Origin of the sequence: Streptomyces geranii (genome assembly GCF_002954775.1) — a bacterium.
GTDB lineage: Bacteria > Actinomycetota > Actinomycetes > Streptomycetales > Streptomycetaceae > Streptomyces > Streptomyces geranii.
Window position 1 is genome coordinate 24,740 of record NZ_KZ672953.1, and the last position, 13,355, is coordinate 38,094.

Here is a 13,355-nt window from a genome sequence, read left to right on the forward strand (position 1 = left end):
AGACATGAGCGAGAACCTCACCCTCCCCGCACAGCAGGGTTCCACCGGTACGTCGACCGAGGAACTGCTCAGGGTCGAGGGCCTGACGAAGCACTTCCCGATCTACGGTGGCTTCCCGATCAAACGAAAAGTCGGCGCCGTGCAGGCGGTCGACGGCATCGACCTGAGCATCGGGGTCGCCGAGAGCGTCGGCATGGTGGGCGAGTCCGGCTGCGGCAAGTCGACCGCGGGCCGGCTCATCACCCGCCTCCTGGAGCCGACCGGCGGCAAGATCACCTACTCCGGCCAGGACATCAGTCACGCCTCGCGCAAGCAGCTGGCGCCGGTCCGCTCCGAGATCCAGATGATCTTCCAGGACCCGTACAGCTCGCTGAACCCGCGGCAGACCGTCGGTACGATCATCAAGTCGCCGATGGAGGTCAACGGGATCGAGCCGTCGGGCGGCCGGGAGAAGCGGGTACGGGAGCTGCTGGAGCTGGTCGGGCTCAACCCCGAGCACTACAACCGCTTCCCGCACGAGTTCTCCGGCGGCCAGCGCCAGCGCATCGGGGTGGCCCGCGCGCTCGCCCTGAAGCCGAAGCTGATCGTGGCCGACGAGCCGGTCTCCGCGCTGGACGTGTCCATCCAGGCCCAGGTGGTGAACCTCCTCAAGAAGGTCCAGGAGGAGATGGGCATCGCGTTCCTGTTCATCGCCCACGACCTGGCGATCGTCCGGCACTTCTCGCAGCGCGTCGCGGTGATGTACCTGGGCAAGATCGTCGAGGTGGGCGACCGGGACTCGATCTACAACCGCCCGCGCCACCCGTACACGCACGCCCTGCTCTCGGCCGTGCCCGAGGTGGCGATGGACGACGAGACGGAGGCCCGCGAGCGCATCCGCCTCGCCGGTGACGTCCCGTCGCCGATCCACCCGCCGTCCGGCTGCCGCTTCCGCACCCGCTGCTGGAAGGCGCAGGACAAGTGCGCGAGCGAGGAGCCCCCGCTGCTCCAGATCTCCGGCAACCGCGAGAACCACCTGACGGCCTGCCACTTCCCGGAGGACCCGACGACGGAGGCACGCGACGAGGACGTGGTCCTGGACCCGGCGCTGAAGGCGCTGGAGGCGGACGCCAAGCAGGACTGAGGTTCCGGGACTCCGGGACGTGGGTTCGGCGGGGGGCGAGGAGCAACAGCTCCTCGCCCCCCGGCTTTTATTCGTTCGACACGCGCCCGCCCGGTCCGGGACCCTCACACGCGGTATCCCTCACATGGCCTGGAGGCCTCGTTGTCCTTCCCGACGATCCACAACATCACCTTCGACAGCACCGGTGACCCCTACGATCTCGGCCTGTTCTGGAGCGCGGTGTTCGGCCGCCCGCTGGCCGACGACGACAAGCCCGGCGACCCGGAGGCGGTGCTCAGGGACCCGGCCGGCGGGCCCACGCTGCTGTTCATCCGGGTCCCGGAAGGCAAGTCGGTGAAGAACCGCGTACACCTCGACCTGCGCCCGCACGGGCGCACCCGGGACGAGGAGGTCGAGCGGCTGATCTCCCTGGGCGCCCGCCTCGTCGCGGACCACCGCAGGCCCGACGGCGGCGGCTGGGCCCTCATGGCCGACCCCGAGGGCAACGAGTTCTGCGTGGAGCGCGGGGAGTTGGGCTGACCGCCGGCGGCCCTCAGTTCGGGTCGTTCCCGGCCTTCCCGTAACGGCGGAACGCCCGGGTCTCCACCGTCCAGGGACCGACCGGCACCGAGTCGCCGAAGATGTAGGGGTCCTTCTGCAGGTAACGCCCCTTGCACGGGTCCGAGTGCACCTCGATGGTGCCCGTGCGGGGATCGACGATCACGTAGTGGGCGATACCCATGGCGGGGTACTCGGCCAGCTTCTCGCCGTACTCGTGGGCAGGGCCGGACGGCGAGACGATCTCGACGACCGCCAGCACCCGGGCCGCGTCGACGGCCAGTCCCTCCTCGTCCAGGACGTCCTCGGGGATGACGACGGCATCCGGGCGACGCATGCGGCCCAAGGCCGGGTGCTCGATCTCGGGGCCGTTCGCGCAGCTGTGGCCGGGGTGCGTGGTGAGGAGCTGTTCGTCCAGCTGCGTGCGGATACGGCGGACCGTACCCGCGTGCCGCTTCGACGGGCTCACCATGGCCAGCACGGGGCCCGAAGGGCCGATCTCGACGATCCAGCTCCCTTCGAGCCCCTCGGCGCGGGCCATGAGCTTCTCGGCGATCGCGCGCATCCTCGTGTAGTCCATACCTGGAGGGTAGGGATCAGGACCTCCCTGTCATCCCGGGTTCGCGCCCACATAGTCGGCGTGGTACTCCACCCGCTGCGCCGCCGTCAGATGGCAGGCCGCGCCATGTCCCGCCGTACGGGGCAGATGGGGGCGTCTGCTCGCACAGCGCCCCGCCGGCACCTGTTCCCGGAACGCGCAGCGCGGCTCGAAACGGCAGCCCGCGGGCGGGTCCAGGAGCGACGGGGGAGTGCCCGGGATCGGGGACAACGGGACGTCCACGGGGGCGTTCAGGGTCGGCATCGAGCCCAGCAGGCCCCAGGTGTACGGGTGTTGGGGCGTCCTCAGCACCTCGCGCCGGGTGCCGCGCTCCACCGCCCGGCCCGCGTACATCACCAGGATGTCGTCCGCCATACGGGAGATGACGCCCAGGTCGTGCGTGATGAAGACGATCGACGTGCCGAACTCCTGCTGCAGATCCCCCAGCAGGTCCAGGATCTGGGCCTGCACTGTCACATCCAGCGCGGTCGTCGGTTCGTCGGCGATCAGGAGCTGTGGGTCGCACGCCAACGCCATGGCGATCATGACCCGTTGGCGCATACCGCCGGAGAACTGGTGGGGGTAGTCGTCCGCCCGTGCCGTCGGCTGCGGGATGCCGACCCGCCTGAGCATCTCCACCGCCCGTGCCCTGGACTCCCGCCTGGACGCCCCGGTGTGCTTGGCGTACGTCTCCGCGATCTGTCTGCCGACCGTGTGGTACGGCGACAGCGACGCCAGCGCGTCCTGGAAGATCATCGCCATCTTGCTGCCCCGCAGCCTCTCCAGCTCGCGTTCCCGCGCGGTCAGCAACTCCTGCCCGTCCAGCACGATCTCCCCGGCCAGCGTCGTGCGCGTACGGTCGTGCAGGCCCAGGATCGCCAGGTTCGTCACCGACTTGCCCGAGCCGGACTCCCCGACGATGCCCAGGGTCCGGCCGCGCCCCACGTCGAAGGAGAGCCCGTCGACGGCACGTACGACACCGTCGTCGGTGGCGAAGTGGACGCGCAGATCCCGTACGGAGAGGAAGGGATCGGCCGTCGAGGGGCCGGACGCTTCAGACACCAGGGTCACCAAGTCCCCTCTACGCCAGCCTGATCCGCGGGTCGATCAGCGCGTACACCGCGTCCACCACGATGTTGGCGACGACGATCGCGGCGGCGGCGACGAGCACGACCCCCAGCAGCAGCGGGAGGTCGTTGTCGCGTACCGCCTTGATGGACAGGGCGCCGATGCCGTGCAGGCCGAACGTCTCCTCGGTGATGATCGCGCCGCCGAGCAGATAGCCGATGTCGAGGCCCAGGATCGTGACGATCGGGCCCATCGCGCCCCGCCAGGCGAACCGGAAGAACACCGTGCGCCGGGACAGGCCCTTGGCGCGGGCGGTACGGACGTAGTCCTCGGCGAGGGACTCCACGAGCTGGGAGCGGGTCATCCGGGTGTAGTTGGCGGTGAAGATGATCGCGAGGACGAACCATGGCAGCAGCAGGCCCTTGAACCAGGCCACCGGGTCCTGGGAGAAGCCCACGCTGTCCTGCGGGCGCGGCAGGATGCCCCACTGGTCGGAGAGGTAGTACATGGCGACCACGCCGACGATGTAGATCTGGAGGGAGGAGCCCACCAACGATATCGACGACGCGATCTTGTCCAGGGCCCGGCCCTGCTTCACCGCCGCCAGCATGCCCGTACCGACGCCGAGGACCACGAAGACCACCGCGCTGCCCAGGGTGAGGGAGAGGGTGGTGGGGAAGCGGTTGGTGATCAGGCCGAGGACCGGCTCGTGGTTGGTGAAGGAGTAGCCGAGGCAGGGTGCCGAGCAGTGGCCGAGACCGGCGTAGTCGCGGCCCACGAACACCCCCGCCAGCCAGTGCCAGTACTGCAGCGGCAGCGGATCGTCGATCCCCAGGTTGCGCCGCACGAGCGCGAGCGTCTCCGGCGTGCAGAGCTTGCCGCAGGCACTGCGCGCCGGGTCGCGCGGGGCGACGTAGAAGAGGACGAAGGTGATCGCGCTGATGACGAGGAGGATCATCAGCGCACTGAACGTCCGACGAAGAATGAAGCGGAACATGGCGATCGGTTTCCCTGGCGAAACCCCCGGCACCGTTCCCTGGTGGGCGGGACAGGTGCCGGGGGTGGTCGGTGAGGCGCCCCGTCAGGGGGCGCCCCGAAAGGGGCGCGGGGAACTGCGCGACCAGCCCCCACGGGCCCGCAGTAGAAAGACGGCCTACGACTTCGCGTACAGCTTGTAAAGCACGAACGACGAGTTCAGGGGGTCGTACTCGGCGCCGCCGACCTTGCTCCCGTACAGATAGAACCGCCGCTGGTACATCTCCGGAATGATCGGCGCCTCCTTCTCCATCAGCTGCCTGTCCAGCGCGGCCCACGCCGCGTTCGCCTGTGTCGCGTCGGTCAGGGCCGCCGCCTTGTCGATGGCCGCGTCGACCCAACTCACCTTCAGCTGCGAGACGTTGTTCGCCCCGTTGGCGATCACCCGGCCGTCGAAGAGGGGCTGGATCATGGTGAAGCCGGTGGGCCAGTCCGGGGACCAGCCGAACCACATCACGTCGAAGGAGTTGTCGATCTGCTGGACCTGGTCGTAGTAGCTGGTCGCCTCCACCGGCTTCACGACCGGGTCGAAGCCCGCCTCCTTCAGGGCGTTGGCGATGACCACCTTCGTCTTCTCGAAGGCGTCGTTGGAGCCCTGCGGGTAGGTGTAGACGATCTTCTGGCCGAGCTTGCCGGCCTCCTTGAGCAGCGCCTTCGCCTTCGCGGTGTCACCCTGCGGCTTCGCCAGCTTGCCGTAGATGTCGAACTTGACCCGGCCGGCCATGTCGGGGCCGAGGATCGTGGTCGCGTAGTCGCCGGAGGACGGGCCGCCGTAGATGGTCCGGATCTGCTGCAACGGCCAGGCGTAGTTGAGCGCCTGACGGACCTTCAGGTCGGGGATGCGCTTGCAGTTGATGGCGTAGTAGTACAGGCCGGTCAGCAGCCCGTCGACGGTACGGCTCTTCAGCGCGGGTGTCGTCAGCACCTTCTGGATGCGCTCGGCGGGCACCCCGCTGTACGCCATCACCGCGTACTGGTCGGTCCCGGAGTCCGCGATCAGCCGGTCGGAGGTCTGCAGCGCCTCGGGGCCGAACTCGAAGGTGAACGAGTCCGGGTAGGCGTTGCGGATCGGGTCGGTCGCCGGGTCCCAGTGGGTGTTGCGGACCATCGTCAGCGACTTGTCCACGGAGTGCGCGGAGAGCCGGTAGGGCCCGCAGGAGAACGGGTCCTTGTCGTACTTCTCCTTGGTGTCGTGCTTCGCGGACACCGCCCCGTACGACTGCATGGCCAGCGTCCAGTTGAGGTCCGGGCGGGCCGTCTTGAGGTGGAAGGTGATCGTCTTCTTCGCGGTGTCCGTGACGACCGAGTCGAGGTGCTTGCCGTCGTACGGGCCCTTGTAGACCGAGCGGAAGTCGTTCGTGCCGGTCAGCGCGGCCTGGAGGTAGGTCGCGCCCTCGGTGGTGAAGCTGGCGAAGCCGCGCTCGATGCCGTGCCGTACGTCCTCGACGGTCAGCTCGCTGCCGTCCTCCCACTTCAGCCCGTCCTTCAGGGTGTACGTCCAGGTCTTGCCGCCGTCCGACATGGTGCCGGTGTCGGTGGCGAGGTCGCCGACGAGCTTCATCGCGCCGCCGTCGATGCGGTAGCCGGTCAGACAGCGGATGTAGAGGTTGCCGACCTCGGAGTTCCACGAGTAGTAGATGCGCTGTGGGTCGAGGTGGGAGAAGTCCTGCGGGCTGATCGGCCGGATCGTGCCGCCCTTCTTCGCGCCCGGGATCTCCGGCGCGGGCCCGGTGGAGTCCTCCTTGGTGCCGATGCTGACCGACGAGTACTTCCCGGCCGACACCCCGCCCCCCGACGTACCGCCACCGCCTCCCCCACCGCTGCTGCACGCGGACAGGACCATCGAGCCGCCGGCGGCTACCGAGGTGGCGATGACGAAGTTTCTGCGGGAGAGAGACATGGGGTGTGTCCTGCCTGAATCAGGGAGATGGGTTGTTTTCCGGGGTTTCCGGATGTCCCGTGCGGGGAGAGGGGTGGGCGCCGCTGTTCAGCGTTTGGTCTTCGGGTCCAGCGCGTCGCGCACGGAGTCGCCGAGGAGGTTGAAGGCGATCACGAAGATCACCATCGCCAGGCCGGGGAAGAGCATGTAGGTGATGTCGTTCTGGTAGACCTGCGCCCCGCGCTGGATCATCACGCCCCAGTCGGGCGTGGGGTCGCTGAGCCCGACCCCGAGGAAGGCGAGCGCCGCCTCGGTGGTCACGTACATGGGCAGCGCGAGGGTGGCCTGGATGAGGATCGGGGTCCACAGGTTGGGCAGCAGCTCCCGGAAGATGATCCGGGCCGGGGAGGCGCCGGTGACCTTCGCGGACTCCACGAACTCCCGCTCGCGCAGGGCGAGTACCTCACCGCGCAGCAGCCGGGCGATGGGCGCCCAGCCGAACGCGGTCATCACGGAGATGAGACTGACGACGGTCAGCCAGGTCGGGGTGTTCTCCTCCGGCGACACGAAGATCGAGATCATCACCGGCCAGAACGCGATGAAGAAGAGGGTGGAGGGGAAGGCGAGGAGGATGTCGATGACCCGGCCGACGAAGCCGTCGATCCGGCCGCCGAGATAGCCGGCGGTGAGTCCGACGACGATGCCGAACAGGGTGACCAGCAGGGTCGTCACCGTGGCGATGAGCAGTGAGTTGCGGATGCCGTAGAGCAGCAGGGTGAAGACGTCCCGGCCGAGCTGCGGTTCGACCCCGAACCAGAAGTCGCCGCTGATGCCGCCGTTGGGCCGGATCGGGAAACCGAACTCGTTGAGCAGTCCGGTGCCGTTCTGGCCGTAGGTCGTGTACGGGTCCTTGCCGTAGACCTTGGCGATCAGCGGGGCGGCGATGCCCGCCACGAAGAAGAGCACGACGACGACGGCCGAGACGAGCCCGGTGCGGTCGCGTCGGAAGCGCAGCCAGGCGATCCGGCCCGGTGAGCGGCCGGTGCCGCCGCGGACCGGCGCGGTGGGCGTCGGTGGTGCGGCACCGGAATCGGCCGCCACCAGGGGTGCGGTGGCGGAAGGCGTAGACGAGGTCACATTGGGGACCTTTCAGCGCCGGTTCAGGTGCCGTCAATGCTTCGTTGACGCCTTTGATCTGGACTTTTGCCCTTTGACCCGACGCTGGGTCAGCACTTGGGTCGGCTTTGGACGGCCATGACCAAAGAGGGACCTAAGAGCGGACCGAGGGGGAGGGGGACCCGTACGGGCCGCCAAGAGGTGCGTTACGTGCGCTATCGGCTGATATTGACCGGTAACGGTATGGAACTGTATGGCGCACTGAACAGGAGGCACTCCATGCGTGGAGCCACGCACGTCCGATGGGCCGCATGCGCGGTGGCGGTGGCCCTCGCGGCGACCGCCTGCGGGGGCGACGACGGCGACAGCGACGGCGGCGGCAGTGGCAGCGGCGACGGCTCCGGAGTCCTCAGCTCCTCCTGGGGCGACCCGCAGAACCCGCTGGAGCCCGCCAACACCAACGAGGTGCAGGGCGGCAAGGTCCTGGACATGGTCTTCCGGGGCCTGAAGCGCTACGACGCCAAGACCGGCAAGGCCAACGACATGATGGCCGAGAAGATCGAGACGACCGACTCGCAGAACTTCACGATCACCATCAAGGACGGCTGGAAGTTCAGCAACGGCGAGGCCGTCACCGCCAAGTCGTTCGTCGACGCCTGGAACTACGGCGCCAGCCTGAAGAACAACCAGAAGAACGCGTACTTCTTCGGCTACATCGACGGCTACGACAAGGCCCACCCCGAGGACGGCAGCAAGCAGACCGCCGACACCCTCTCCGGGCTCAAGGTGACCGGCACGAACACCTTCACCGTCAAGCTCAACCAGAAGTTCTCGACCTTCCCCGACACCCTCGGCTACGCGGCCTTCTCGCCGCTGCCCCAGGCCTTCTTCACCGACCACGCGGCCTGGCTGAGCAAGCCCGTCGGCAACGGCCCGTACGCGATCAAGGCGTACACCAAGGGCTCCCAGATGTCCCTGCGCAAGTGGGACGCCTACTCCGGCACCGACAAGGCGCAGAACGGCGGCGTCGACCTCAAGGTCTACACCGACAACAACACCGCCTACACCGACCTGATGGCCGGCAACCTCGACCTCGTCGACGACGTGCCCGCCTCCCAGCTCACCAACGTCAAGGCGGACCTCGGCGACCGGTACATCAACACGCCCGCCGGGATCATCCAGACCCTCGCCTTCCCGTTCTACGACAAGGACTGGGACAAGCCCGGCATGGAGAAGGTCCGCACCGGACTCTCCCGGGCCATCAACCGCGAGCAGATCACCGAGACGATCTTCCAGAAGACCCGCACCCCCGCCACCGACTGGACCTCGCCCGTCCTCGGCGAGGAGGGCGGCTACAAGGAAGGCCTGTGCGGCGACGCCTGCGAGTACGACCCCGAAGAGGCCAAGAAGCTCATCGAGGAGGGCGGCGGCTTCCCCGGCGGCCAGGTCAAGATCTCGTACAACGCGGACACCGGCTCGCACAAGCAGTGGGTCGACGCCGTCTGCAACAGCGTCAACAACGTCCTCGACAACGACAAGGCCTGCGTCGGCAACCCGATCGGCACCTTCGCCGACTTCCGCAACCAGATCACCCAGTCCAAGATGTCCGGCCCCTTCCGCGCCGGCTGGCAGATGGACTACCCCCTCATCCAGAACTTCCTCCAGCCGCTCTACTACACCAACGCCTCCTCCAACGACGGCAAGTGGACCAACAAGGAGTTCGACAAGCTCGTCGACGAGGCCAACGCGGAGACCGACCAGAGCAAGGCCGTCGAGCTGTTCCAGCAGGCCGAGGAGGTCCTGCGGGACGACATGGGCGCCATCCCGCTCTGGTACCAGAACGGCAGCGCCGGCTACTCGGAGCGCCTCTCGAACGTGGCTCTTAACCCGTTCAGCCTGCCCGTGTACAGCGAGATCAAGGTCAGCTGACCGTCCGAGCCGCCGGGACAGCCGTGCACGTACGGCGGCTGTCCCACTACCTCCGGAGCCCTCATGGGACGGTACGTGATCCGGCGTCTGCTGCAGATGATCCCGGTCTTCATCGGCGCCACCCTGCTGATCTTCCTCATGGTGAACGTGATGGGCGACCCCATCGCGGGCCTCTGCGGCGACCGGCAGTGCGACCCGGCCACGGCCGCCCAGCTCCGCAGGGAGTTCGGCCTCGACAAGCCCGTCTGGCAGCAATACCTGACCTACATGGGCAACGTCTTCACCGGCGACTTCGGCACCGCCTTCAACGGCCAGAAGGTCACCGAGCTGATGTCGACGGCGTTCCCCGTCACCATCCGGCTGACCATCGTGGCCGTCCTCTTCGAGATCGTCATCGGCATCACCCTGGGCGTGGTGACCGGCCTGCGCCGCGGCAAGCCGATCGACACCGCCGTCCTCCTCGTCACCCTGGTCGTCATCTCGGTCCCGACCTTCGTGACGGGCCTCCTCCTCCAACTCCTCCTGGGCGTCGAGTGGGGCTGGATCAAGCCGTCGGTGTCGACGGACGCCAACTTCGACGAACTGATCGTCCCCGGCCTGGTGCTGGCCTCGGTCTCACTCGCCTACGTCACCCGCCTCACCCGCACCTCGATCGCGGAGAACAGACGCTCCGACTACGTCCGTACAGCGGTCGCCAAGGGCCTCCCGAGACGCCGGGTGATCACCCGCCACCTGCTGCGCAACTCCCTGATCCCCGTGGTCACCTTCATCGGCACGGACGTCGGGGCGCTGATGGGCGGCGCGATCGTCACCGAGCGGATCTTCAACATCCACGGCGTCGGCTACCAGCTCTACCAGGGCATCCTCCGCCAGAACACCCAGACGGTCGTCGGCTTCGTGACCGTCCTCGTCCTCGTCTTCCTGGTCGCCAACCTGCTCGTCGACCTCCTGTACGCCGTACTCGACCCGAGGATCCGCTATGCCTGAGCAGCCGTACGAACCGGAGGGCGCCATCGCCGCGACCGGCATGGGCGGCGCCATGGACCTCGCGATGAGCGAGGCGGAGACCCTGGAGAAGGGCCCGGGGGACGGCAACGGCCCTTCCGACAAGCCCCGTTCACTCTGGTCGGACGCCTGGCTGGACCTGCGCCGCAACCCGGTCTTCATCATCTCCTCCCTGGTCATCCTCTTCCTGGTCGTCATCTCCATCTGGCCCTCGGCGATCGCCTCCGGCAACCCCCTCAAGTGCGACCTCGCCAACGCCCAGAAGGGCTCGGCCCCCGGCCACCCCTTCGGCTACGACGGCCAGGGCTGCGACGTCTACACGCGCACGGTCTACGGCGCCCGTACGTCCGTCACGGTCGGCGTCTGCGCCACGCTCGGGGTCGCGATCCTCGGGTCGGTCCTCGGCGGGCTCGCCGGTTTCTTCGGCGGAATCTGGGACTCGGTGCTCTCCCGCATCACCGACGTGTTCTTCGCGATCCCGGTCGTCCTCGGCGGTCTGGTCCTGCTCTCCGTGGTGACCAGTTCGACGGTCTGGCCGGTCATCGGCTTCATGGTGCTGCTGGGCTGGCCGCAGATCTCCCGTATCGCCCGCGGCTCGGTCATCACCGCCAAACAGAACGACTACGTCCAGGCCGCCCGCGCCCTCGGCGCCTCCAACTCCCGCATGCTGCTACGGCACATCACGCCCAACGCGGTGGCCCCGGTGATCGTCGTCGCGACGATCGCGCTCGGTACGTACATCGCCCTGGAGGCCACCCTGTCCTACCTGGGCGTCGGCCTGAAGCCCCCGACGGTCAGCTGGGGCATCGACATCAGCTCGGCCTCCGTCTACGTCCGCAACGCCCCGCACGCCCTCCTGTGGCCCTCCGGAGCGCTCGCGGTCACCGTGCTCGCGTTCATCATGCTCGGCGACGCGGTGCGCGACGCCCTCGACCCGAAGCTGAGGTGACCGGCGCCATGCTCCTCGAAGTACGCGACCTGCACGTGGAGTTCAGAACCCGGGACGGGGTCGCCAAGGCCGTCAACGGCGTCACCTACAGCGTGGACGCGGGCGAGACGCTGGCCGTGCTCGGCGAGTCCGGCTCCGGCAAGTCGGTGACCGCCCAGGCGGTCATGGGCATCCTGGACACCCCGCCCGGGAAGATCACCGGCGGCGAGATCCTGTTCCAGGGCAAGGACCTGCTCACCTTCAAGGAGGAGGAGCGCAGGAAGGTCCGGGGCGCCCAGATGGCGATGATCTTCCAGGACGCGCTGTCGTCGCTCAACCCGGTGCTCAGCGTGGGCGACCAGCTCGGCGAGATGTTCACGGTCCACCGGGGACTGTCCCGAAAGGACGCCAGAACCAAGGCGGTTGAGCTGATGGACCGGGTCCGCATCCCGGCCGCCTCCCAGCGCGTCCGGGACTATCCGCACCAGTTCTCCGGCGGTATGCGCCAGCGCATCATGATCGCCATGGCGCTGGCCCTGGAACCGGCCCTGATCATCGCCGACGAACCGACGACGGCCCTCGACGTGACCGTCCAGGCCCAAGTCATGGACCTCCTCGCGGAGTTGCAGCGCGAGCTGAACATGGGCCTGATCCTCATCACCCACGACCTCGGAGTCGTCGCGGACGTCGCCGACAAGATCGCCGTGATGTACGCGGGCCGGATCGTCGAGTCGGCGCCGGTCCACGACATCTACAAGGCGCCCGCACACCCGTACACCAAGGGCCTGTTGGAGTCGATCCCGCGCCTCGACCAGAAGGGCCGCGAGCTGTACGCCATCAAGGGCCTCCCGCCCAACCTGATGAACATCCCACCGGGCTGCGCCTTCAACCCGCGCTGCCCGATGGCCCAGGACATCTGCCGTACGGACGTACCGCCGTTGGCGGAAGTGGACGAGGACAGGCGGAGCGCCTGCTACTTCTGGAGGGAGACGCTCGATGCCCGCAATGACTAAGACCGCGGAGCCGATCCTCGAAGTGACCGGGCTGGTCAAGCACTACCCGCTCACCCAGGGCATCCTCTTCAAGAAGCAGGTGGGCGCGGTCCGGGCCGTCGACGGCGTCGACTTCGCGCTCGGCGCGGGCGAAACCCTGGGCATCGTGGGGGAGTCGGGCTGCGGCAAGTCGACGGTCGCCAAGATGCTGGTCAACCTGGAGAAGCCGACGGCAGGCACGATCAAGTACAAGGGCGAGGACATCACCAAGATGTCGGGGCGGGCCCTCAAGGCCGTACGCCGCAACATCCAGATGGTCTTCCAGGACCCGTACACCTCCCTCAACCCCCGGATGACGGTCGGCGACATCATCGGGGAGCCGTACGAGATCCACCCCGAGGTCGCGCCCAAGGGTGACCGCCGCCAGAAGGTCCAGGACCTGCTGGACGTGGTCGGCCTCAACCCGGAGTACATCAACCGCTATCCGCACCAGTTCTCCGGCGGCCAGCGCCAGCGCATCGGCATCGCACGGGGGTTGGCGCTGCGCCCCGAGATCATCGTCGCCGACGAACCGGTGTCGGCGCTCGACGTCTCGGTCCAGGCCCAGGTGATCAACCTCCTGGACCGCCTCCAGAGCGAGTTCGACCTCTCCTACGTGTTCATCGCGCACGACCTGTCGATCGTGCGGCACATCTCGGACCGGGTCGGGGTGATGTACCTCGGCCGGATCGTGGAGATCGGCCGGGACGCCGAGATCTACGACCACCCGACGCACCCGTACACCCAGGCGCTCCTCTCGGCGGTGCCCGTCCCCGACCCCGAGGCCCGCGAACACCGCGAGCGCATCATCCTCACCGGGGACGTGCCCTCCCCGGCGAACCCGCCCTCCGGCTGCCGCTTCCGCACCCGCTGCTGGAAGGCGCAGGAGCGGTGCGAGTTGGAGGTGCCGCTGCTGGCGGTCCCGGCGGAGTTCCGGCTGACGACCGATCCGACGGCGCACGACTCGGCGTGCCATTTCGCGGAGGAGAAGCACGTCGTACCGACGGACGATCTTGACGACGGGGTGAAATAAGCGCATAAATGCGCGCGAACCTCGTTAACACGCAGGCAACTTGGCCGACCCGGTCTCGATATATGGACGGTCC

The 13,355-nt window shown here is 68.0% G+C and carries 12 protein-coding genes; 7 read left to right on the plus strand and 5 right to left on the minus strand.

Annotated features, from left to right (window positions below):
* Nucleotides 1-4: 4 nt before the first annotated feature.
* Entirely contained in the window at nucleotides 5-1,123 is a 1,119-nt protein-coding gene (locus tag CW359_RS03525) for an ABC transporter ATP-binding protein (protein WP_105968248.1), read from the plus strand.
* Nucleotides 1,124-1,264: 141 nt separating this feature from the next.
* A complete protein-coding gene (locus CW359_RS03530) occupies nucleotides 1,265-1,642 on the plus strand; it encodes a VOC family protein (protein WP_105968249.1) in 378 nt (125 codons plus the stop codon).
* Between the two features lie 13 nt (nucleotides 1,643-1,655).
* On the opposite strand, the gene CW359_RS03535 is transcribed toward CW359_RS03530, so the two are convergent.
* From CW359_RS03535 to CW359_RS03555, 5 genes are all read right to left on the minus strand, one after another.
* Complete coding sequence (locus tag CW359_RS03535) at nucleotides 1,656-2,240, minus strand: Uma2 family endonuclease (protein ID WP_105968250.1); 585 nt, start codon at nucleotides 2,238-2,240, stop codon at nucleotides 1,656-1,658.
* 30 nt (nucleotides 2,241-2,270) lie between these two features.
* Entirely contained in the window at nucleotides 2,271-3,320 is a 1,050-nt protein-coding gene (locus CW359_RS03540) for an ABC transporter ATP-binding protein (protein WP_105968341.1), read from the minus strand.
* Nucleotides 3,321-3,339: 19 nt separating this feature from the next.
* A complete protein-coding gene (locus tag CW359_RS03545) occupies nucleotides 3,340-4,323 on the minus strand; it encodes an ABC transporter permease (protein WP_105968251.1) in 984 nt (327 codons plus the stop codon).
* A 156-nt stretch (nucleotides 4,324-4,479) separates the two neighbouring features.
* Nucleotides 4,480-6,261, minus strand: a complete 1,782-nt coding sequence (locus CW359_RS03550) for an ABC transporter substrate-binding protein (protein WP_105968252.1) — start codon at nucleotides 6,259-6,261, stop codon at nucleotides 4,480-4,482.
* Nucleotides 6,262-6,348: 87 nt separating this feature from the next.
* A complete protein-coding gene (locus CW359_RS03555; protein ID WP_408647447.1) occupies nucleotides 6,349-7,377 on the minus strand; it encodes an ABC transporter permease in 1,029 nt (342 codons plus the stop codon).
* 258 nt (nucleotides 7,378-7,635) lie between these two features.
* Between CW359_RS03555 and CW359_RS03560 the strand changes: the two genes are divergently transcribed.
* From CW359_RS03560 to CW359_RS03580, 5 genes are all read left to right on the plus strand, one after another.
* The gene (locus tag CW359_RS03560; protein ID WP_105968254.1) at nucleotides 7,636-9,285 is read left to right on the plus strand and encodes a peptide ABC transporter substrate-binding protein; all 1,650 of its coding nucleotides are present in this window, start codon (nucleotides 7,636-7,638) and stop codon (nucleotides 9,283-9,285) included.
* A 63-nt stretch (nucleotides 9,286-9,348) separates the two neighbouring features.
* Complete coding sequence (locus tag CW359_RS03565; RefSeq protein WP_105968255.1) at nucleotides 9,349-10,272, plus strand: ABC transporter permease; 924 nt, start codon at nucleotides 9,349-9,351, stop codon at nucleotides 10,270-10,272.
* Nucleotides 10,265-11,239, plus strand: coding sequence for an ABC transporter permease (locus CW359_RS03570; protein ID WP_105968256.1), 975 nt, complete (start codon nucleotides 10,265-10,267; stop codon nucleotides 11,237-11,239). Before CW359_RS03565 ends, CW359_RS03570 begins: the two co-directional genes overlap by 8 nt.
* Before the next feature lie 8 nt (nucleotides 11,240-11,247).
* Nucleotides 11,248-12,231: an ABC transporter ATP-binding protein gene (locus CW359_RS03575; protein WP_105968342.1), complete on the plus strand. Its 984-nt coding sequence runs from the start codon at nucleotides 11,248-11,250 to the stop codon at nucleotides 12,229-12,231.
* Entirely contained in the window at nucleotides 12,224-13,282 is a 1,059-nt protein-coding gene (locus CW359_RS03580; protein WP_105968257.1) for an ABC transporter ATP-binding protein, read from the plus strand. The genes CW359_RS03575 and CW359_RS03580 overlap by 8 nt, the downstream gene beginning before the upstream one ends.
* The last annotated feature ends 73 nt before the right edge of the window (nucleotides 13,283-13,355 follow it).